Genomic DNA, 22364 nt, shown 5'->3' with positions numbered 1-22364 from the left:
AGTCTGAGAAGTCGAAATTCGACTTCTCAGCAGACTGTCCTGCGCGTCCGCAGTAAATAAGTGCGGAAAACGCGCTTAAACTGGAGCGCCCAAACAACTAAGCGCGAAAACCGCGCTTTCAGCGAGCGCTCTGCGAGCAGAAGCTCGTTGTCAGATTCTGAGAAGCCGAAAATCGACTTCTCAGCAGACTGTCTCGCGCGTCCGCAGTAAATAAGCACGGAAAACGCGCTTAAACTGGAGCGCCCAAACAAATAAGCATCGAAAACGCGCTTTCAGCGAGAACTCTCCGGGAAGCGTACGAATAAAAAAAGTAAGCTTTGCTTACCCCAAACCCAAAACGTATAAATTCTTCCGTCAAAAAGAGCCTGCCTGATCTCCGATGCGTAACCACAGGAGATAGGGCAGACTTTCTTAATGTCTATTTTACTTTTCACCAGGAAATAAAACAGCAGCTATATGAATAACTCCATCTGCTTAACATCCCCTAATCTTTCTAATGAAATCGGTGCGTAATCACGGAAATAGGCCTGGTTAATTTCCTTCTCTTTGGTCATGACTAGTTTACTTCCATTTGCTGCTTGTCTGAGCCTGCAGCTAAAGACGACTGGAAAATAGTCTTTAAGAAACTTGCCTTCCGCATGCGCTGTGAGCGCTATGATCTGGAAGCCGAGCTGCTCGGCTATAAAAAATACAGGACTGAGTACATGGTCACTCGACGCTTTACCGAAGGGATTATCGAGGATCACGGTACGATGTCTTTTCATATTCGCTTGAATATGTTGACGTTTTTCGGCGACATAGTTGAGTAATCCCAAGAACAAGGTCATATTCTTGCTCCATTTTTCCCCGCCAGACCAATTATTAGACTGCTCCCAAGAGAAGGACGCCTTCGTTACGTTATTCTCATTAGTTACTTTGCGGCAGGATACTTTCATCGGCCTTTCCTGTAAAACAATGTGCAGAAGCTGCTTGGTATCCAGCCATTTCTCAATCTCCTTGCGTACCGTCGATTTCACTTCTTGACCGTTGTCATCACGGTAGGAACCTTTTTCCAGTTCAGCCAAAATCCATTCCAGATGCTTGCGCAGATGGTCCTTGGCTTCCAGCTCATCCCATTCGGGAATTTGAAACGAGTAAATGTGCTTCCACTGATCCTCGACCTTGACTCTGGTTTTGTTAGGAATATCTCGAAGTTCAGAAGCGATCAGCTTGATATGGCTGTGCACATGAATAATATACTGCTCGAGCTGTTGATTATGTGTACGCATCGTTTCTTCTGCGACATGGTTGACACGTTCAATCCGGCTGTGCATTTTCTGTTGAAATTGCGTTAGCTCCTGATAGTTGTCTTTTTTCTCGACACCTTGCTCAGCCATATCTCTCATTTTGATATCTTTGATTTGTTTCCGGCAAAAATCGATAAAATGAACTCTCGCCTTTTTTACCAATGTCTCTTCTGCTTCCAGTTCTTTCATAACGCCAGACAGCAAAGTCACGGATTTTCGGACCATTTTCATCCTGTCAAACGGAAACTCTGCTTTCAGCTCTTGCGTAATAAATGAAGCCTGAATAAGTGGATTTTCAAAACCATGCATGATTTTATATTGATTCAAGTATTGGATAACATCTTCGATTTTGCCTAATTGAGCCTGAATTTGTGTATGCAGCTGCTGTAATCCCATTTTCTGCTGTTGCAGACGTGTATCTTCGCTTTGAACTTGCTCATGCACCACAGTCAGAGACTCCATGAAGGCTACAGGTAGCTCACCCGAATGCGCAGCGCCATACTGCTCAATGAGTAGTTTAATTGTCGTCGCTAGTGCATCAAATTGCTTCTCAACTCGCGTAAATTCTTCTTTGTCACGAGACAACCGAGATTCATGTTCCTTGAGCTCCGATAACAGCTGCGACATCTGTTCTTCACCGGTCGCGGTAAACGCAAGATCTTCATTTAAATCCAAGTCAGCTTGCTCCAGTCGAAGCTTGTTCATCTCCTTCTCCAGCGTTGTTCTGCTGGTCTTGGCATGATTCCACTCCGCTTCAAGCTGTTGACGCCCCTGGGATATACGATTTAACTTGAGATCTAAATCCTTCCGTTCCGTTTTCAACCACTCTAAGCTATAATTCGCTTTAATCGGCTGCACATCGACAGTCTCCATATACAGCTCTTGATTTTGTTGACTCGCTTTCTCGGTTCTCAAATAGTTCATTCTGCTTTTCACGGATTCGATCTGCAGCTTCACTTGCTCCATAGAGCGCTGCCTGCTATCCCACTTGCTTTGCTGATCTTCTGCCTGTTCAACAAGCAGATCGATGACCCCGTTCAATGCGTCGATTTCTTTCCCCAGCTCGACATATGTCCGTCCTTTTTCAATCCATTGCTGAAGCTGAATCATTTCACCTTTTTGCTCGTCCATGATGCTATTGTGCTGTTGTATCGTTTGCTCAGCCTGTCGCACCGATTTCCTGATTGAATCCTCTTGGCTCTCTAATTCACGCACTAGTTCGCGCTTAAGTCCAACTTGCCTTTCCATCTCTTGTACGATCTCAAGCGGGTATGAAGCAATGAATCGAGAGAAAGAAGTTTGTAAATCAGACGTACGCTGCAATTCACTTTCCTTTACTTTACGTGCTGTCAGGACCTCTTCGCCTTTTTGAGATATCGCTTGTTTCCAGCTCGCAAATTCAACGACATCCGCATTTTCACGCCAATGCTGCGGTTCAACCCAAGCTTTTTCTTGCACAGCTATCGGTGTATCCATATTGGCTAGACGCGATGCTTTCTGCGATGAGATGACTTGAATCGGGAACTGCATATCCTCCGCATACTGCCGCAGCTTGCTTGTTAATAACCCAACCTCTTCTTCTGTCGTAATCAAAGTCACGGACCAGAGAGGATGTGTCATTGCCCGCTCGGTTAGGTCTAAGCCCTGCAAATATTGAATGCCTGTCTCCAATAACGCGAATTGATTACGCCATTTCTCCACCAATCCTGCCACATAGACATCTGCAAAAAAAGTATGCTGGTAGCTGTAATCATCGATATAGCGAAAAGCAAGGCGCTCTTTCAACAAATATGCTTCCTTATCCAGGTGCAGCTTTTCCAAATCCTCCCTAAGCCGTTCTTCAATCGAACTCTGCTTCTCATAAACGGATGAGAGTCTCCCCCATGAAGCCCTGTACGCAGCAATTTCAGTAAGCATGGATTGGTGTTCTTTTTTAAATGCTTCGAGATTTTGCTCTGAGCTGACGCGTTGCACATAGGCGATCTTAAGGTTTTCATTAACTCGTTCAAGCTCTCTTCCGCTTTCCTCCTTACCGAATGCCAAATCCTTGTTTTTCTGCACAAGCAGCACATTGCTGTCATCCAACTTCTGATAACGCTGAATCCAATCCGACATACTGCCTTCCATGCTCTCGACCGCTGGATTTGCCAGAACATTGATCTTAAGCACGTCCCTATCTTTCTCGCGAGCCTGCACAATGGATCTATGTTCAATGAGCTGCTTGTTCAATTCCTCTAGTTCGCTCGATAGATCTCTCAGAATCGTTTCCTCTAAGGCCGTCCTATTCTGATAAGCATCTAATTCCTGCCTGAGTTTCTCTTCTTCCACCTGCCACTCTTGCTCCATCTTGCTGTAAATACTGCGAATTTGCCCGCCGTTATTGATCCATGCTTCCCGGAGAACAACCTCATCCTCGGTATTTCCGAATTGATCAAGTTCGCGCTGCAAATAATTCATGCGCTCTTCTGCAGAGGTCCACTGCTGCTTGTAGTCGGCCAAACGCAGAGAGTAGTAGTGCTGCTTAGCACTTCGTACTTGCGCCTCTTTCCGTTCAACGTCTTCCTCGACCAATCTTAGCTTTGTTTCCAAAGCGGATTGCTCCTGTTTTTGCTTTGCAATCTGAAGGGAATCTTTCTTCCGAGCCAATAACAGCAACTGCTGGTCGCATTCTGACATTTGACGGTGCCATTGTGAAAGCTTGGCGCTTTCCTCATTTTTCTGCTCATTGACTAATAACCAATAGGCCTTCGTTTCAGCCTGGGCAGCTGCATAAGCCACCTGTTTGGCATCCATTTTGGCAAAATGAAGCACATAGCCATCCAATTCAACGAGGATTTTTTTATTTTCTTCGATTTTCTCTTTTAATTCTTTATATTTTTTGAAGCTGTCCCTGTGCATTTCAAAATTATTCGCGAACTCGCCTTGTTCGTATCCTCCCATCGCATCTTCGACCGTTGGGATCAACAAGCGATCGAACAATTGGCTCGTCGTTTTACATTCATCAAAAAAGCTCTCTACACCGCCCTCTGAGCTGTTGATCTTCGCAATACGATCCCACTCTGATGCGATAATGTGATAATCATTTTCCAAAACTTTCTTGTAATCTTTTATCGTAGGCGGTAGCTTCGCGTTCATTCTTTTCGACGTCATCTGGTGGTAATAATCATGGATTTCGCCTTTATCCGCTGCTCGAAGGTTGCCTGCACTTTCCTTGACAAAAGGTATCCGATCAATGCTATCTGCATCAAGCTCCGGATAATCATAGACATACCGAAAGGAATCTATTCCTGTTGCTGTCAGAAACAAACTAACGCAAGTAACCACATATCTCCGTGGCCGTTCACTCAGAATCCACTCAATTGCGATATGCGCAGGGCCGTTTTCGAGACTTAACGTATCCTTCATTTTACGACCAGCAAGCTCCGCATGCGGCAGTATGGCTTGAATCGCAGATTGAATAAAAACCGTCTTGCCTCCTCCATTTTCCAACAGAATCGCGCCATTATGCCCATCGAAATGAAACAATTCATCGTTGTAGCGCTTATTTCCATCCTCATAGACCACATTCGTAAAACGTATTTTAGAGATGGCTGGCATGTTCGCTTCCCTCCCCCTCATTTGCATCGCTTTGATATAAAAACTCCAAAATGCCACGGTTATATTCCAGCTCCATAAAATAACGCTGAACAACTACTTTGGCCTTTTCGGTTAACGTAATTTCCTGGTTGCCAATATCGATCACTAACTCTTGGGCGACCAGAAACTTGCGGACAGAATCCATAAAGCTAACCCTGCTAATCGTATTCCCGCTTTGCCTCGCAGCTGTTTCCTTGATATCGTCCATGGCACTCCATTTTTCAATCAAGGCTGTCCAGTTATAGGAAAATTCCTTCTCCATCTCTCTTAATTCAGCTTCAGGATGCGTCTTCAATAACGCTATTCGCTCATTCACAAGCTCCGTCCACTCTTCAATTCCGATAAAGCTTCTCGTTGGCTCCATCGTTTGGTAGCTGTCATAAAAGGCCCCAATCAACACAATGATGCTGACATACATCAGATATAGATCCGCATTCACGGCATTCGCCCGCAAATAGGTACGTTTAATCACTTCGTTGTTCATATGAAAAGGCGATAGCCGTGTCTCCGGTATCATATACAGCTGTTCGCCGGCAATAACCGTCACACAATCGACTTCACGCGCGAATTGATCCACAAGCCCACGCACCACATCGTCCGCCATGTATTCTTGGAGCCATTCTTTGCTGGCAGCGTTATCGCGAGCGAGCAAGGTATAGATGCGAAAAGCTCTCATTACTGTCCCATTTTCAAGTCCAATTGTCATCCTGTTCTCCCCATGAAATCAACATATTCTGTATGCTAAACCTATCGTTTACCTTAATAATATCCTCTTGCTCTATGATGACCAGACAGCGGTTTCCCAGAAGCATATACATGTCTTCCAGCAACGTACCCTGCTCTTCATTTTGCTGTTTATCCTTATCATCCGCCTGAAGCGGACTTCTTTGATGCAGATAGATCCAGAAATCATAGAAAGCTCTCTCACCCAGCAGTCTTGCATGCTCGCTCTCTTCGAACAATTGAATAAACGGTTTCAATTCAACGTGACCCTGCTCTTCCATCCTTTGCAGCAGCTGCTCCATAAGAAGCTTATACAGCTTTTTCTGCATCGTCTGGTACCGATATTCGTCGCTGTCTCCGCCAAGTTCCAGGAACCTGTCATCCCGCTCCTGACCGCTGCCGTCTTCCAGCATATTTTGCTCAGCCCATACCGTCAAAAGCGACCACATCTTCGTCTCTTGAACCGGCAGGAACGGTGCCAGCACACCTTTCATCGTCTCCAAAGGCAGTGGCGTACTAAAGATAAGAGAAGCTATATCCTGATCAAAATTAAAGGAATCCAACCCGGTATAATATAAGGATTCTTGCGCTGCGCCTAGTGCATGTGATTTCAATACCATACTCTGATGAAATAGATTCGAATGCTCGCCATGCACTTTCTCCAGCTCATTGGATATGCGTAAAATTAACTCATAAGGCCGTTGATCTGCTTGTCTAACCGTTTGTGCCTGAACGCGATCCTTCGTCTCCTTCACGAATTGCCTCAGTTCTTCAAACTCTTCATTCTCCATCTGCAAGCGCAAATAAATATCTTCCAGCAGTCCTTTATATCGTCCGAACGTTTCTTCCGACACGATGTTTCTTTTCAACTCATGCTCCAGCTTGACCATCCGCTCCTGCAAAGCTTCTACATCAATTCGCATTTCATTAATTTGCCGCAGTGCGCCTTCGAACTCGCCCTTCTCCAATTGCTTGCGCAGCACCAGCTGATGAATCGATAATTGAAATTCTGTATAAAACTCCTTGGTCGCAAAAATAAGCTCCAACCCATCTTCGTCGAGCGTGTAGTACTGCGTATTCGTTTTTAAGTCGAAGGCATTCGCTTTCAGAATCGATATGTAAATATGCTCCGACTGACCGGTTTCCCAATTCATAAATGTAAAATCCCGCTTCTTCCCTGTCGTTGGGCGAAATACTTGCGTGATCTGCCTGGCCAGATCCTCAAATCCGGCTTCATCCAAATCGATGAAGATCCCCGTCACCTTCAATAGAAACTCGGCTAAGTCTTTGACACCCGCCTTATTGTTTCGCATCAACTTCTGTTCAAAAAAGTAAAGCAGAGTCAGCAGACCAAGCTCCATGAAATCTATCGGTTTGTTTTGTCGGTCGGTTTGCCGCTTTCTCTGAAGCTCATAAAGAGGATCAAAAAGTGCCAGCTTGGTCATACGTTCCCGAAACCCGGAAATAACCTGACCAATTTCTACGTAATCCATGCTGTATGCCTCCAAATCGTACAAAGCTCGTATGTAGGTAATATTTCTTGGGGGAAGTAACCGCCAGCTGCTATGCAGCGGGGTCCATTCACACATGCTCCTGTTTGAGAATATATGCCTATTATATCAAAATTTCAAAGGTTGAAGGATTGGTAGGCCATTGGGAAGTAGTTCCATCCAATAAAAAAAGCCTGTTTGAGCGATTAAGCCCAAACAGACTTTATCAAACTGATGTTTTCACTTCGATTTCCAACCGATCTTTTTTCGTCACTTTTAGTATAGCACCATGGGCGAATGTTTGTACGCATTTTATGCAAAAAAAGGGCTATCCCTCAGCCATTTTTCATGGCTTTTGGGGCAGCCCCTTCCTGCAATAGCAACTATATCCTGCCTTCGATTGCTCCCATACTCACCGGATTGTCAATCCTTCACCGACCCCTGCATAAGCCCGGCAATAAACTGCCGACTGAAGATTGAGAACACTATAATGAGCGGTACCGTAGCCATCAGCGTTGCGGCCATGACCATAGAGTAGTCCGTGCTGTATACGCCATTCATTGAGGCAATCAGCATCTGGATCGTGAATTTGTTCTGTACGGAGATGACGACGAGCGGCCACAAATAATCATTCCAGGAGTTCAGGAACGTAATGATGCCGAGGGTCGCCAACGCCGGGCGAAGCACCGGAAGCGCTACACGATAGTACAGGTCAAAAGAGTTACAGCCGTCAATGCGTCCTGCATTGATAAGCTCATCATGCAGCACGGAGGCCGCATACTGCCGCATCCAGAAGATACCAAATGCACTCGCCGCCCCCGGGATGATCAAGGCTTTCAGATCATTGATCCAGCCCAGCTTTTGTATAATGATGAACTGGGGAATTAGCCCCAACTGCTGCGGCACCATCATGGTCATCAACAGAAAGAAGAACAGGAACGGCTTGGCTGGAAATGAAAATTTGGCAAAGGCAAAGCCCGCCATCGAGCAAAAAAACAGAACCAGAAGTGTGTGTACACCTGCCACGATCAAGCTGTTGCCGAACGATCGGAAAAACCCGACATGATCGATAACCTTTCCGATATTAACCAACAGCTGATCACTAGGCAGAAACCTCGGGGGAAACCGGAACATATCCGAAGTCGTTGCGGTAGACATCACGAACAGCCAGTAAAAAGGAAATAGCGACAATAGAGTACCGACCAGCATCCCGATGTGAATAAGGAACGTTCCTGAAGCCCAAGAGGACTTCGCTGGGGTCTTGGTTAGGGCGACGGCATCTCTGCTTCGGCGAGTGACCGTTACTTTGGAAGATTCCGATCTCATTAGATTCCCTCCCCTCTCGAAACGAATTTCCAATTCAAGAAGGAGAAAACACCGATGATCAGGAACAGCATCCAAGCGATAGCGGAAGCATAGCCGAACAACTGATTGCCGAAGGCTTGGTTATACAGATACAGCACCAGCGTTAACCCGCCTTTGGTTGCCCCGCCGGTATTGCCGACTAGAATTAAGGGTTCTGTAAACAACTGCATGCCGCCAATCGTCGAAAGGATCACAGTGAACAGAATGATCGGCTTCAACAGCGGCAGCGTAATGCTGAAGAACTGCTGCTTCCGGTTCGCTCCGTCAATCGTAGCTGCTTCATACAAGTCATGCGGGATACTCTGCAGCCCGGCCAAGTAAATGATGGCATTGTAGCCCGTCCACCGCCAAATGACCATGAGCGACACAGCGACCTTCACCCAGAATGGATCGTTGATCCATTCAATCCGGGGCAGCCCAACGACCTGGAGCAGCCCATTAATCAGCCCGAATTGGCTGCCGAAGAACGACCCGAAAATAATGGCTACAGCCACAATCGACGTAATATTCGGCAGAAAATAGACCGCTCGGTAAAAGTCCTTGAACCGCACGAAAGCGGCGTTGAGCAGAAATGCGACGACCAGTGCCAGAAACAGCTGCGGTAAGGTCGAAAAAAACCAGATGACGAAGGTGTTGCCGACCGACTTCCAGAAATCTGGATCATCGGTCAGCAGGTTACGGAAATTGCGAAGTCCCACGAACTCCATCGGCCCGAGCCCATCCCACGAGTGGAAAGCTAGGTACAGCGAGAACAGGATCGGAAACAAGCCGAATACGATAAACAAGATATAAAATGGAGATATCATCAGGTAGGGCGCCAGATACGTCTTCAACCCTCTCATCGCAGCCACATCCCTATTTGTTTTTCAATTTGGTCTTGGCCTTCTCAATGAGGGCCGCGAATTCTTTGTCAGGATCCTTGGTCTTATCGACCGTCACGGCCTGCATGCCATCGCTAATAATATCTTCCACGGTTTGATAGAAAGGTCCTTTACGCTGTACCTTCACGTCCTTGGCTACCTCGGAGAACAAGATGCCGAGCTTCTGGTTGCCCCAGAATTCATACCCCGCCTCTGTGAACGCTTTATCGCCATAGACCGACGGAGTCGAAGGGAAATTGCCTGAAATCTTGAATACCTCTAACTGCTGCTGGGGTGAAAGCATCCAACTAATAGCTGTGTAAGCTTCCTTGGCGTTCTTCGTTTCCTTCGGAATAAGTAAGAACGAACCACCCATGTTGCCGGTGCCCTCCGGAATTTTGGCTGCACGCCATTTGCCCTTCGTATCCGGTGCGCGGGTTTCAACGTGGCCTTTGCCCCATGCGGCAGAGATGTACGTAGCGATTTTGCCGGAATTCAGAGCGGCAGAGTACTCCTGCAGCGCATTTTTCTGGTCATAAGCTCCAGCGATGCCCATTTCACGGGCTTTCTTATAATAATCCAACGCTTTCTTGATTTGCGGGTTGGAATCCATTGTCAAATTCTCGTCTTTATCAAAGTACAGTTCATTGCCCTGGTCGCGAATCGCACCATATAATTCATAAGGGTTGGATAAAATACTAGCGCCTGTTTTCTCCTTTAATGTTTTGCCAGCAGCGAGGAAGTCGTCCCAATTCTTAATCTTGGCCGCAACATCGTTAGGCTCCGAAGGGAGTCCGGCTTGTTGGAACAGATCTTGGCGGTAGTAAAGCACCATCGGACCGATGTCCGTAGGAAATCCAAGCTGCTTGCTGCCAGCGCTGCCTTGCTTCCATTTCCAATCCAGATAATCCTTGGACAGATCCTTAGCTCCATACTCGTTCAGGTCGTAAAATTTATCAGGGTACTTCAAGAATTGGTCCATCTGTGAAATATCGATCATCGCAATGTCCGGAGCCCCCGAGCCTGCCGACATCGCCGTCAAAAGCTTCTTATGGGCGTCCTCCCACTTATAGATCTGTGGAACAATCTCGATGTTCGGATGGGTGCGGTTAAACTCTGGTATTATCTTTTCAAATGATGCCCCCTGCCAAAACCACATTTGCAGTTGAACCTTTTTCCCGCTGTTTCCACCTGCTTCATTTTTTACTGCGACTTGCGTTCCTCCGCTGCTGCTGCATGCACTTAGAAGAACAAGAAGAGAAACCAAGAGCAGAAACATGGACTTGCGTTTAGGCATCCAATTCATTCGATAAACGCTCCCTTCACCATTTTCAACTGGACTTTCATATTAGTAAGTCCTTACATTTAGTATAGGCAGGACTTTACAGCTCGTATAGGTAACGAATCTTCGATTTCTTGGACTCTTCTCAGGAATGTTCCACCGTCCGATAATCCCCGGGGGCCATACCGACGAAGGTTTTGAAGATGCGACTGAAATAGGCTGGGTCCTTATACCCTACCCTTATGCATATCTCATATACTTTCAGGTTCGTCTCGCGCAGCCATCGCTTGGCCTCCGTGAGCCTGATTTGCGTCAAGTACTGGGTATAGGTGAGTCCCATCTCCTGATGAAACAAATTGCTTAAATAATTGGCATTCACTTGGAATTGCTGGGCAAAATCGGACAAATTCACCGCTTCGTTGGCATATTCATTATGTACGTATTTCAAAAGCGCCTTAATAATCGGCGGAAATGAGTCCCCTCTTTCCTTCCTTGTAATTTCATTGAAGCCCAAGCTCATCATGCTGCGCATATACATCAACCCAAGATCACTTATCTCCTTGGTGCAGCCGCCATGACCTATCTTCACTTCAATGCGGAGCTTTGCTTCCATCCACTTCGAAATCTCCTGCACCTGCTGCTCCCAGGCCTCTTTATCATCGTTCTCGATGAACAGCACCACGGTGATGAGCCGGTCCTCAACGCATACTGCTGCCGTCCCCAGTCCGCTGAACGATTCCTGGGCACATTCCCGGATGAAGTAACGTACCGAGGTCTCCCCCAGTGACCGCAAATCCTTTGTCGAGAAGGAGACGAGCCGGATGGCGGCATATTGCGGAATTAGCCCTTCATCGAAGGTTGGCACCGGCACCCCGTGGAGCAGGTCGTGCATTCGTTTCTCCAGCAAGGCTCGGCTGCGGATCACATTCACCTGCTCGGACTCCATTCGCCGGCGGTAGTTCCCATAAGCTTCGTTGTACACTTCTAGCAGCTTCTCCTTGGAAAGAGGCTTAAGCAGGTAGGCTGCCACTTGATGCTGCATCGCTTTCATGGCATAATCGAATTCCGCATGCCCCGTCAGCACATACACATCAGTTTGCGGTGAATGCTGCCTTATATATTCGGCAAGCTGCAAGCCGTCCCCAGCCGGCATGCGGATATCGGTAATAACGAGCTGCACCGTCCTCTGCTGCAGTATAGTAATCGCCTCCAACCCGCTAGAGGCATCCAACACTTCACCCACGCCTTCGAATCGGACCAGTGTTCTGCACATTGGAAGACGTACATTTGCTTCATCGTCTACAATCAGAACAGTAAACATGCGGTTAGCCTCCTCCTTCTACATGGTTTAGCGTCTCAAACTGCTGCATAATCCCTTTCCACGTTAACTCAGGATCTGCACCGTCAGATTCAACCCGCCGAAGACCGTCGCGAATCCATCTTTCAATCGTCGTATAATCGTAATCATCATAGCCTGATTTGTAGCGAAGCGCCGTGTAAGAATAAATTTGACCAACTGGCGCATCATTGAAAAAGGGATCGTTAACCTCCAGGAAATCGGAAGAGGAGTACGATTCCGGTGTGGAAGGAAAATTCCCGCTGCCAATAAAATTCGCCAGCTGCTGCTGTGGAGCCGTTAACCAGCAAGCTAGCGAATACGCCGCTTTGGGAGATGAACTTGTCTTCGGCATCGCCAAATACGTCCCTGTTAAATTGGATGGCAGACCAGGTGCCCGGGTCAGATCCCACTTGCCCGCAGTAGCAGGAGCATTCTTCTTCATCATGCCGTGAAGCCAAGAAGGAGCCAATACGAGGGCGAATTTTCGATTGACCGCTCCTTCGGCCCAAGCTGAAGTTTGCGATGGCAACCCGGCGCTGAGGCCATGCTTGTGGAAATACACCGCCCGATCCCAAGCTTCCTTAACATGAGGACTTAATTCGTGCTCCACAGGCAGCACATATTGACCGTCAAACTGGTTGAGATAGCTAAGGAAGATATTCGTTATATTATCGAATAATACGGCCCCCGTTCGCTGCTTCAATAGGACTCCTGCTTGCTCCAGCGCGTCCCAATCGGACAGATAGGCCGCCACCTTCTCCCGTTCCGTTGGTAAACCGGCCTCCTGAAATAAGTCATGGCGGTACGCAAGTGCCACAGGCCCGATATCTACAGGCATGGCATACAAGAAGCCACCATTCTTGCTTTCCGCTTGCCGCCATTTCCAGTCCAGATAATGAACTCGCTCGTCGCCGTAATCATAGAGGTTATAGAACTGGTTCTGGAAGCGCTTTAATTGATTCAGCTGCGAAGCCTCCAACAGAACAAGATCGGGGGAATCAGCCTTCGTTGCTAGCGAGGTCATGAGACTCGGCACCACATCGTCGTATTGAAAAGTAACCATTTCGACATCCATCTGAGGATATTCTGCCGCATACTTCTTAATCAGCGGCTCCAGCCCACTTCCCGGCCACAGCCAGATACGCAGTGTACTGGGCTTCGGAGAGCTTTTCACACTCGGCATGACCATTTCGGGGGAGCAGGAGCACAGCAGGCTGATCATTGCCAGTACTAGCGAAAGCCGAAGAAATAAATTAGGCAGCACCATCATCCCCTCTTTTACCCAGCATTAACAATCCTTGCTCCCTATCTAACTGAGATGGCGGGTCCAGCAGAGGAAGTGATAATACCACTTGCAGTCCTCCCAAAAGACTTGGCATCAGGCGAATTCCGTAGCCTGGACCAAAGAAAGCCTGCAGCTGCTTATGCAGATTGCTTAATCCGATACCGCCCGCCTTCTTCTCAAAGCCTTGCTCCCGATGAATCGAGTCTTCAAGCAACTGCAGGGCCGCAAGCGGCATACCTACGCCATTGTCTTCCACTGAGCACAGGATCTTGCCGTCCTGCCGGTAGATCCGGACTCGAATGAGCCAGTCCCCCTCGTCCTTGTGCTCTAAGCCATGGTGGAAGGCATTCTCGACGAGCGGCTGCAGGACGAGCCGGATCACACTTTGCTGCTGCAATCCTTCTTCTACGTCGAGACTAACGTTGAATTTCTCACCGAAGCGCGCCCGCTGGAGCAATAAATACCGGTCCAGCTGCGCCAGATCCTCCCCGAGCGTCACGAAATCGGTCGACGGATGGACGCTATAGCGAAGCAGTTCACCGAGCGCGAGTGTCATTTCCTGCGCCTTCTCTGGCCTCTCGTCCTCAATCGTCCAGTAAATCAGATTGAGTGAATTGTATAAGAAATGCGGTCGGAACTGTGCTTTCAACGCGACAAGCTCCGCCCTCTGGGCACTGATCTGCTGCTCGGAGAGCCGTTGAACGACTTCCTCCAGCTGACGCACCATGCCATTGTAGTTTGAATACAGCTGCGTAATCTCCCGGCTCGCAAAAGGCCGGTCGATCGGCTTGATGCCTTCCTTGCTCAGCTTGTTCATCCCATCGGCCAATTGACGAATTGGCTTCGTAAGCGTCCATGTGAAGTACGCTACCAGTGCGAGGGCAATCCCGATACCTGCAGCCATGGTCAGCAGCGCATTCGCCCACATCTGCGAAGCGTCACTGTACACCGCTTCAGGTTTGAAATAGGCGATGGTGGTCCAATCACTGTAATTGGACTTGGCATAGGTCACAAGCATCCGCTTGCGATCCTCCCTCGTCGTCCATTCGAAGAAAGGCTGCGCATTCCCACCGAACTTGGAAAACAGCCCTTGATCTGCCGCCGTTCCAATCTCGCGAGGCTCCGTCGAATACACAATATTCCCTATGGAATCCATGACCTGCACCTTTCGCTCGATACGCTGTCCCGTTTCACCAATCATCCGGTTCATTTTCTCCACAGGAAACACCACGAACTGATCCCCCAAAACGGTAAGGTTTCGAGAGTCCTTCAGCTTTCGGGCCCCAATAATGGCAGGAATCTCACCATCTCGCCAAGCCGGACCATACACCCACAGCATATGACCATCAAGCTCCTCCATTTTCCTGTACCAAGTGACAGCACTCACAGCGTCATCCGCTTTCGGCCAAAACAACTGGAGCGACTCGTTAGACGAGTAAGCATTGCCTTCCCGGTCAAAAAGGTGAATGAGCATTTCACCTGCGATATAGCGCGTTTTCTCCGCAAGGTAGCGGTTCAACGCAAGCTGCTCTTGCCCTCCTTGCTTTGTAATCGGCTTGTTCAAAGCGGTCTGCACCTTTTCATCGAACGCAATCATCTGGGAGGCTTGATCATATTGACGCAGCAGCACATCAATCTTAGCCGACAATTGGTCGACAGACTCCTGCGTATAGCCAGCCGTACGATTCAGCGCAAGCTGTGAGGTTAAGCGATAGTTGAACAGATTGGTAAGCGCAATAGCAAGAGCCGCAATGAGAAACATACCGGCCAGCAACTGGATGAAGATAGGAATAGGTCGTCGTCGTACCATGGTTCACCTCGCTTCCACGCATTAACACTTAACGGATATGTTCTGACACATAATTCTAGATAAGGACAATATCCCCTTCTATCGATGTGAAAATGAAGAATATGAACTAAATCATCTGAATATTCGACATTTTTCGGCTATCTCAAAATAAAGGCTATCCTCCGCTCATTTTTTATTCCATGGGTATTTTAGAAGTAACTAAAAAATCTGCCTGATTTCCAGCGTAGCCACGGGAGATTAGACAGACTTTATTTACTCTAGAAGATCACTAATGGAATATTTTTTTATTCACTTCGAGACTTACCGTGCTTCGAGGAATCGGCTGCATCTCCCATTTTATTTGAAACAAGCGGAGTAATCACCGCACACAAAATGGCAACTATCATGAGCGAAATAAAAACAGGTCCCTGGATTTTTTCAACGCTAAGGATAAGAGCAAGCATAATGATTCGAGAAATCGTAAGGGATAACTCTCGCCAAATTAAAATTTTAGATTGTTCGATAATAGAGTGCTTCGCAATGATTTTAAATTGTTTTGTATTCCATATCGTACCAAAGTAAAACATACCCATGGTCGTCAGCACGTTCGAAGCAATGAGCATCCAAGGATATTGAAAGAGTGCAAGCAAAAAACCAAAAGAAATCATAACCATTCCGAGCGATAACCACGTTGAATCTCGAACTTTCTTCTTTCTGTACAAAATCATCGCCACAATTGTAGACAGCGTATAGACAATGCTTAATAGCGCAATAACTAGTTTGTTTTCGGAAATGGAAAATGTAAATACAAGTGCGAATAACCCCTGGAACTGCAAGAAAAAACCGGCAATCATACAAGAGAGCATGATCCACTGGATCGGGCGAATTCTTAATATATTTTTAATCTCCTCTTCCTGCTTCTCATCTTTTAAAGAGATAGCGGGAATGTAAAAAGAAACAACCATAAGAAGAGCGACAAATACAAACATTAGCAAAAAAGAACCGTTAAAACCAATGAAAGAAATGACTCCGGCAAAAAGAAGCGGATTTACAATCGAAACGATTTGACCGATGATGCTTGAAAACGAAAAATAGCTTTCAAAATCTTTGCCTTTTCCGAGTTTCGTCAACGATATATTTTGAGCTACAGCATAAAAACTCCACATGATGCCTACAGGAACCGCAATACAAGCAATCCAGAACATTCGATTTTCCAGTTCTAAAAAAGACAACATGGTAAATGTTACTGCCCCGCAAAGAGCCACGACGCGTATCAATAATTGTGTGGTCCATTTTTTTATAAGCTGAGTTCCGAAAATAAAAGCAAATCCCCACGTAGTAAACATCACTAAATTAAACCAAGTTACATCAAAAATACTCTGATTTTTTTGCCAGATATAAAGATTAACAAATATCCCAATAAAGTTAAAAATAATCATAGATGACGTATTCATCAACAAAAGTTGTTTTATATCTCTATTAATTCCCATCACTGCCTCCTTTACGCTTCCTATATTAAAGAGAAATGCGGATTATTTCCATAGGGTTGAACATTTTATTTTTGGAAAAATGAACGAGCCTAATAGGCACGATTGAAGCTCTGGTGATGCTCAACCCTCAAAAAGAAAACCCTTAACTATTAGTGAGGCCACTGAAAAAGTTCCTTAATGTCGGACAACAAGAACTTGTATCCTTGTTTGACAAGAACTTATATCCTTAACCGTAACCCGTATCTTGTACGTCGTAAAAAAAAAGATGAACGAAATATCCGTTCACCGCCCTTTATTTAATATGTACGATATTGTTAGAGCAATAATTCTTTGGATAATTATGTGCTCATATTTTTGGTTGGCAGCTGACTTATTCAGCAGGTTCGATGACATTCTACAAAAGGCGATACCCATAATGATAAAAATTACCCCTATCCATCCGAATACCGTTAACTTTTCATTAAGTAAAGTTACTCCAAGAAAGTGGCACTAATAAAGGACTTGTTCCTCGCATGATGGGATAAACCTGTGATAAATCACCTAAGGACCGCATCAATGGCGTATCTTTGTGACCGGGAATTTTGGTCAACGATTAACGCCCAATATTCTTAAAATGGTTTTTAGTCTAGCTATAGCCGGCTAATAGTCCATGCTAAAATAAACAACTCACGTACACTGAACTATCTTTATAGGGAGGTGTCGTTGTTGAGTTGTCCGGATAGAAAAAAACGGTGTAAAAAGAAAACCGCAATTGTGTTATCCAAAAGAAAAAAAAAGAAACGTCGTCTTCGAGTTATTAAAAAAATAGTTATAAAAAAAGTAGTGCGGGTGCCGTGTCCCCCGCCAGAAGGACAGCAATTACTTCAAGGGCTTGCGGGAGCAATTGCAGAAGCTGGACCTGAAGGGCTTGCAGGAGCACTTGGACCACAAGGACTTGCAGGACTTGCGGGAGCAATTGGCGCTGCTGGACCAGCAGGACCACCAGGACCACCAGGACCACCAGGGCCATCAGGAGTTCCAGGACCATCAGGACCTGAATTTAGTGTTTGTGATTGTTGTGTTTCTCCGATGCAGAATGTCTTAGAACAATTAATTGGTGTGACCGTTATTCTTTCTACTGTTGCAGACGCACCTAATGTGCAACCCTTATTATTTCAAGTCACCATCAATGAAGTGAATGATTTTCTGGTTACGGTAATAGACGAAGAGACTAACACAACCTCTATAGTCAGCATTGCAGATGTGAATGCAGTCCTCTTTTTACCTGGTCCTGAAATCGAATTGGATACTCCTATCAATTTCCCGGGCGAATGTGATTGTCGTGAAAGACCTCTTAGAGAGTTATTTGATACACTTATTAATACAACAGTTAATTTTCGGAGCAGTAATGGCTCAATGGCGGAAAATTTTAACGTAGAAAGAACGGGACTTGGAATTATTTATGGACAATTGGATATAGGAGGAGGTACAGTAGTAAATGCTGCTATTTCAATATGCCAAATTACACAGGTGAATCCATAATAGTCACTAGTACCACTAAAATAAAATAGAGTTAAGTTTACAAATAGCACTCATCTTAATCACAAGGTGTGGGCTATTTGACGCTTACCACTATAGTGCATTGTAAATATAAAGGACTCTCCCAGTTGATAATTATATCCTTCGGTAAATCCCGTACAGCTGATCTAGGTGTGGAATACCGAAAGGTTCTCTCCGAACTGCATGCAGCCATTGTCACAACAGGAGAAAAGAATGACGGGAAGCAATTGCAGACATTGATAGAAAAGAGCAAGGCGACTAAAAAGAATTACCAAACAGGGCTTTACATAGGGAAAAAGACGGCGTATCCCCCCAGAATGTGGGAGTAAACGCCGTCTTTGTCTATAGAGCATTAACTTGATTTAGGAGGACACAGTTTTTCAGTGGCCTCCTATTAGTTAAGGGCTTTCTTTTCTCTTCCTACTCCCACTTAAAAGTAAAAGTAGCAATAATGAACGACACCACCAGCCAGATGCTAAGCAGCAGCGCTTCCAGCCACAGATCACCAAGTCCCGCTCCCACATTCATGACCTGCCTTAAAGCGGTGCTCAATTGGGTTATCGGGATGGATTTCACGATCGGCTGCAAAAACTCCGGCATGTTGGATACGGAGAAGAAGACGCCGCCTAAGAACAGAAGCGGAAACGATATGAACCCGGCTATTGGCCCGGCGCTTTCCGGCGTTTTGGCCACACCGGCAATGATAAAGCCGATGGACATGAACGTCAGCGTGCCCAGCACGACAAAGAGCAGTAACAGCAGCCACGAGCCGTTCACTTGCGTTCCGAAAATCAGGGAGCCCACGAGCAGCACAATCATTGCCTGCAAATTGTTCAACACGAGGCGCGCCGTAATTTGTGCAGCGATAAACGTCGATGCTTTCAGCGGAGTGCTTTGCATCCGTCTCAGCACCCCCCTCTCCCGCCAGGAAGCAATCTGTCCAGCCACCCCGTTCAGATTGTTCGACATGATCATCATAGCGAGAATTCCGGGTACGAGGAAATCGATGTATCGAAGTTGCAACGCCTGTACGCCAAGCGGTTCGATTTGGACGATAGGGACGTAATTCGTAATGCTTTTGGATACACCGTCAGCAACCCTCTCAACGGCTTGCAATCCGATCTGTGAGTTCATTTGGTTCGTCTGATCATAGTAGACCTGCAGAAAACTCGCCTTAGAACTATCCAAGCCCTTCTTCGCGACAGCACTGCCATAATTTTTCTGAATAACGACGACTAGCTTCTGATCACCATGCTTGAGCTGCTCCAGAGCAGCATTCAAATCTTCGGCAGGCTTCAGCTTCAACACCTGATTCGCCTGAAGAGCTTCTACCATAACCCGGGACTCCGCACTTTGATCTTGGTCGATGACTACTCCGTTCAAGCTGATGTCATTGCCATTGCCCAGAAAGGAGCCGAGCATAATCATGAAAAACAAAGGCATAAACAGCGTAAAAAACAGTACTTGCCGGTTCCGCGCAAATAACCGGAGCTGCGCCAGCGTTAATTGAATGTAAGCTTTCATTTTTCTTCCAGGCTCCTTCCGGTCATCGTAATAAATACATCTTCAAGTGTAGCCGTGCGGGTCTGCAAATCAGCCAGCTCAAGTACGCCGCCAGCACTTTTCTCAATAAGGTCTGTAAGCGATACCTGAAGCTTATCTGTATATAACACGAATACGTCCTTACGCAGTTCTACACCTTTCACTTCACGTACTTCGCTGAGCTCACGAAGTAAGTGTTTCTTGTTCTCCTCCGTCCTTTCGTCCAGCCCTTTGAGCCGGAACTCGATCGCGCTATCGGACTGAAGGCTCAGTACCAGATTGCGCGGCGTATCGAGCGCCACTACTTTACCTTGATCCATCAGGCAAATGCGATCGCAAAGCACATGTGCTTCTTCCATATAATGCGTCGAGAGAACGATCGTCTTGCCTCTCTCCTTCAGCTTCAGGATGATGTCCCAAAGCGTACGGCGGGCTTGTGGATCCAGCCCCGTCGTCGGTTCATCCAGGAAAATGACCTTTGGGTCATTAACAAGGGCGAGACCGATAGCAAGACGCTGCTTTTGGCCTCCGGAGAGATGCTTGACGCGGCCGCTTCTTTTGTCCGTTAAAGTCAAATCTTCCAGCAGCGGTTCAACCGGAACCGGACTAGGATAGAAGCTTGCGTACATTTTCATAATTTCCTCAACCGTCAACAGTTCAAAAAGCGAGGTCGACTGAAGTTGAACGCCGATGACTTCTTTCACTTTTGCCAAGTCCTTTTGCGTATCGTATCCGGCCACTCGGGCATAGCCCCCATCGGGCCTACGCAGGCCTTCGATCATTTCCATCGTTGTCGTTTTGCCTGCGCCGTTAGGACCAAGCAGACCAAATACTTCTCCTTGATATACCTGGAAGTTGACTCCCCGTACGGCCTGAAAGGTACCGTAGTTTTTCACTAATCCGTCCGCTTCAATAACAATCTGTGTAGACTCCAAAGTCCTAACCCCTTCCGCTTCCCATTCTTATATATGTATCGCTTTCTATAATCTACCATATGGTTTAGGCAGATGCACTTCCGTATGGAATATGAAGCGAATATTTGCCACACTCAGGAATGTGAAAGGACGCCGATAGCAGTCGGCGTCCCTGATGATATCTATGAAGTTGAAAATTATTACCTGCTACTTTTTGATATTGGCGTAAAGGTCATTGATTTCTTTCACATAGTCGTCGCCGCCACTCTTCTTCCAGAGGTCAAGCGCCGCTTTGAAGCCAGCTTCATCGATTTGACCAACAATGAATTTAACACGTGCATCGTTAATGATGTTATCCAATTGCGGACCTTTTTGTGTATATACATTCGAGATTAACGGTTCAGCTGGATTAGCGAGAACGATTTTCTCATTATCTTTTTGAACCTGATCCTGCTTTTTCCGAATCGGTGTCTGCACTACGGTCAACGCCTTACTTTCCGGAAGGAAGTTTAGTATTTGATTTAAACCTTCCAATTCTGATTCCATTAACGCTGAATCCTTACTAGGCTCGATACCGCCTTCAACTTTCTTGTAATGCTTTCCTTCAATCCCATTGCTCGCGAGGATTTGCGCTTTTTCATCATTCATTTTATCGAGGAACGAAAGTACTTGGCGAAGCTCTTTTTCCGTTTTCACGCTTGATTTGGAGATGGCGATCAAACCTGCATACCCGGAAGTTGGTAAAGCTCGCAGCCCCTTCGGACCACTTACTGAACCGATAACATCCATATATTGCTTATTCTTATCGTCCTTGCCTGCCTTCTCCATCGCTTGATGGATTTTATCCTCATTGCGCGCTGCAGAATCTGCCACGTCAACGATCACTCCAGCTTGGCTGTTAAAAATAGGATCATTATACTTGGCTGTATCAAATACAGCGAAATCTTGGTTAATCAATTTTTCATCATACAGCTTTTTCATGAATTTGACTGCATCCAAGTATTCATTAGTTAGAAAATTAGGTTGGAGCTTACCACTGGCATCCTCGCCCCATTTGTTCGGAGCGCCAAACCAAATCGCAATTTGATCAAGAGGGCCGGCCCAGCCGCCACCCCATTTAGATACAACCATCCCATAGGTGTCATTTTTCCCATTTTTGTCCGGATCGTTTAAGGTGAACGCTTTCAACATGTTATAAAAATCATCAATGGTTTGCGGCGGCTTCATACCTACGTTCTCAAGCCAATCTTTACGATATACGATTGCGTTCCTGCCCAAGGCTCTTCCACGATATAAACCGTAGATTTTGCCGTCTATTGTCGTATTATTAAGCACGATCGGATTTGCTTTACTGAGGTTCGGATAATCTTTCAAATAAGGTCCAAGCTCCCAGAAAGCTCCGGTTCTTGCCGCATTAATAAAGCTTGCTCCTTTATCTGTAGAAACAAGGATTGTCGGAAGCTTGCCTGATGCCAACGTGATGTTAAATTTGTCACCATAGGAAGAGTTTGCAGCCCATTCGAAATGAATATTAGCGTTTGTATATTTCTCAAGTTCCGCAGCTACAGGGCTGTCATCCTTCGGAAAGGTTGGTTTAAATATAGGCGCCATGATACTGATATCGATTGGAGCTTCTTTCGCCGGACTTCCAGAATTAGCTGGAGCTGAATTAGAAGGCTTCTCGTTTCCACTGCTGCCTGAGGAGCATGCTGCAACAGATAATGCCAGTGTAGTCATCACAATGCTAGACGCCCAACGTTTCATTGCTTTTTTGTTCTTATTCATGTTCATTTGCCTCCCTTAATTTTAAACTTCATTATGCTT

General features: G+C 46.3%; 15 protein-coding genes. 2 read left to right on the top strand and 13 right to left on the bottom strand.

Annotated elements, in window-relative coordinates; translation table 11 throughout:
• Nucleotides 1-452: 452 nt before the first annotated feature.
• The 10 genes from QFZ80_RS03470 to QFZ80_RS03425 all read right to left on the bottom strand — a co-directional run bounded on the left by QFZ80_RS03470 (nucleotide 453) and on the right by QFZ80_RS03425 (nucleotide 16545).
• Nucleotides 453-4883 carry a coiled-coil domain-containing protein gene (locus QFZ80_RS03470; RefSeq protein WP_307557285.1) on the bottom strand — a complete coding sequence of 1477 codons (4431 nt, stop codon included), beginning with the start codon at nucleotides 4881-4883 and terminating at the stop codon, nucleotides 453-455.
• On the bottom strand, nucleotides 4867-5628 hold the full coding sequence (locus tag QFZ80_RS03465; protein WP_307548807.1) for a DUF6063 family protein: 762 nt from the start codon (nucleotides 5626-5628) through the stop codon (nucleotides 4867-4869). The genes QFZ80_RS03470 and QFZ80_RS03465 overlap by 17 nt, the downstream gene beginning before the upstream one ends.
• Nucleotides 5612-7138 (bottom strand): replicative DNA helicase, encoded by a 1527-nt coding sequence (locus tag QFZ80_RS03460; RefSeq protein WP_307548809.1) that lies wholly within the window; start codon nucleotides 7136-7138, stop codon nucleotides 5612-5614. Before QFZ80_RS03460 ends, QFZ80_RS03465 begins: the two co-directional genes overlap by 17 nt.
• Before the next feature lie 420 nt (nucleotides 7139-7558).
• Nucleotides 7559-8461 (bottom strand): carbohydrate ABC transporter permease, encoded by a 903-nt coding sequence (locus QFZ80_RS03455; protein ID WP_307548810.1) that lies wholly within the window; start codon nucleotides 8459-8461, stop codon nucleotides 7559-7561.
• Entirely contained in the window at nucleotides 8461-9342 is an 882-nt protein-coding gene (locus QFZ80_RS03450) for a carbohydrate ABC transporter permease (protein ID WP_307557283.1), read from the bottom strand. Before QFZ80_RS03450 ends, QFZ80_RS03455 begins: the two co-directional genes overlap by 1 nt.
• A gap of 13 nt (nucleotides 9343-9355) precedes the next feature.
• Nucleotides 9356-10666, bottom strand: coding sequence for an ABC transporter substrate-binding protein (locus QFZ80_RS03445; protein WP_307548813.1), 1311 nt, complete (start codon nucleotides 10664-10666; stop codon nucleotides 9356-9358).
• 121 nt (nucleotides 10667-10787) lie between these two features.
• Complete coding sequence (locus QFZ80_RS03440; RefSeq protein WP_307548815.1) at nucleotides 10788-11963, bottom strand: response regulator transcription factor; 1176 nt, start codon at nucleotides 11961-11963, stop codon at nucleotides 10788-10790.
• A 4-nt stretch (nucleotides 11964-11967) separates the two neighbouring features.
• Nucleotides 11968-13251, bottom strand: coding sequence for an ABC transporter substrate-binding protein (locus QFZ80_RS03435; protein ID WP_307548818.1), 1284 nt, complete (start codon nucleotides 13249-13251; stop codon nucleotides 11968-11970).
• Nucleotides 13235-15076, bottom strand: a complete 1842-nt coding sequence (locus tag QFZ80_RS03430; RefSeq protein WP_307548819.1) for a cache domain-containing sensor histidine kinase — start codon at nucleotides 15074-15076, stop codon at nucleotides 13235-13237. Before QFZ80_RS03430 ends, QFZ80_RS03435 begins: the two co-directional genes overlap by 17 nt.
• Before the next feature lie 284 nt (nucleotides 15077-15360).
• A complete protein-coding gene (locus QFZ80_RS03425; RefSeq protein WP_307548820.1) occupies nucleotides 15361-16545 on the bottom strand; it encodes an MFS transporter in 1185 nt (394 codons plus the stop codon).
• A gap of 696 nt (nucleotides 16546-17241) precedes the next feature.
• Here QFZ80_RS03425 and QFZ80_RS03420 point away from each other — a divergent pair.
• Together QFZ80_RS03420 and QFZ80_RS03415 are read left to right on the top strand one after the other, a co-directional pair.
• On the top strand, nucleotides 17242-18066 hold the full coding sequence (locus QFZ80_RS03420; RefSeq protein WP_373460001.1) for a bclA protein: 825 nt from the start codon (nucleotides 17242-17244) through the stop codon (nucleotides 18064-18066).
• A 125-nt stretch (nucleotides 18067-18191) separates the two neighbouring features.
• Entirely contained in the window at nucleotides 18192-18413 is a 222-nt protein-coding gene (locus QFZ80_RS03415; protein WP_307556131.1) for a hypothetical protein, read from the top strand.
• A 91-nt stretch (nucleotides 18414-18504) separates the two neighbouring features.
• Here the strand turns inward: QFZ80_RS03415 and QFZ80_RS03410 are convergent, their stop codons facing one another.
• The 3 genes from QFZ80_RS03410 to QFZ80_RS03400 form a co-directional block, all read right to left on the bottom strand.
• Nucleotides 18505-19608 (bottom strand): ABC transporter permease, encoded by a 1104-nt coding sequence (locus QFZ80_RS03410; RefSeq protein ID WP_307557278.1) that lies wholly within the window; start codon nucleotides 19606-19608, stop codon nucleotides 18505-18507.
• On the bottom strand, nucleotides 19605-20561 hold the full coding sequence (locus tag QFZ80_RS03405; protein ID WP_307557275.1) for an ABC transporter ATP-binding protein: 957 nt from the start codon (nucleotides 20559-20561) through the stop codon (nucleotides 19605-19607). Before QFZ80_RS03405 ends, QFZ80_RS03410 begins: the two co-directional genes overlap by 4 nt.
• A 186-nt stretch (nucleotides 20562-20747) precedes the next feature.
• Nucleotides 20748-22331: an extracellular solute-binding protein gene (locus QFZ80_RS03400; RefSeq protein WP_373460000.1), complete on the bottom strand. Its 1584-nt coding sequence runs from the start codon at nucleotides 22329-22331 to the stop codon at nucleotides 20748-20750.
• Nucleotides 22332-22364: the final 33 nt, after the last annotated feature.

This window comes from Paenibacillus sp. V4I7, assembly GCF_030817275.1.
GTDB lineage: Bacteria > Bacillota > Bacilli > Paenibacillales > NBRC-103111 > Paenibacillus_E.
Note: the sequence above shows the minus strand (reverse complement) of the source record. Positions and strands in the feature narration are given on the sequence as shown.

Excerpts from the sequence above, each read along its gene's own strand:
- QFZ80_RS03445 (WP_307548813.1), bottom strand. The coding sequence starts at position 10,666 with ATGAATTGGATGCCTAAACGCAAGTCCATGTTTCTGCTCTTGGTTTCT.
- QFZ80_RS03450 (WP_307557283.1), bottom strand. The coding sequence starts at position 9,342 with ATGAGAGGGTTGAAGACGTATCTGGCGCCCTACCTGATGATATCTCCA.
- QFZ80_RS03465 (WP_307548807.1), bottom strand. The coding sequence starts at position 5,628 with ATGACAATTGGACTTGAAAATGGGACAGTAATGAGAGCTTTTCGCATC.
- QFZ80_RS03430 (WP_307548819.1), bottom strand. The coding sequence starts at position 15,076 with ATGGTACGACGACGACCTATTCCTATCTTCATCCAGTTGCTGGCCGGT.
- QFZ80_RS03460 (WP_307548809.1), bottom strand. The coding sequence starts at position 7,138 with ATGGATTACGTAGAAATTGGTCAGGTTATTTCCGGGTTTCGGGAACGT.
- QFZ80_RS03455 (WP_307548810.1), bottom strand. The coding sequence starts at position 8,461 with ATGAGATCGGAATCTTCCAAAGTAACGGTCACTCGCCGAAGCAGAGAT.
- QFZ80_RS03440 (WP_307548815.1), bottom strand. The coding sequence starts at position 11,963 with ATGTTTACTGTTCTGATTGTAGACGATGAAGCAAATGTACGTCTTCCA.
- QFZ80_RS03400 (WP_373460000.1), bottom strand. The coding sequence starts at position 22,331 with ATGAACATGAATAAGAACAAAAAAGCAATGAAACGTTGGGCGTCTAGC.
- QFZ80_RS03435 (WP_307548818.1), bottom strand. The coding sequence starts at position 13,251 with ATGATGGTGCTGCCTAATTTATTTCTTCGGCTTTCGCTAGTACTGGCA.
- QFZ80_RS03425 (WP_307548820.1), bottom strand. The coding sequence starts at position 16,545 with ATGGGAATTAATAGAGATATAAAACAACTTTTGTTGATGAATACGTCA.
- QFZ80_RS03470 (WP_307557285.1), bottom strand. The coding sequence starts at position 4,883 with ATGCCAGCCATCTCTAAAATACGTTTTACGAATGTGGTCTATGAGGAT.
- QFZ80_RS03410 (WP_307557278.1), bottom strand. The coding sequence starts at position 19,608 with ATGAAAGCTTACATTCAATTAACGCTGGCGCAGCTCCGGTTATTTGCG.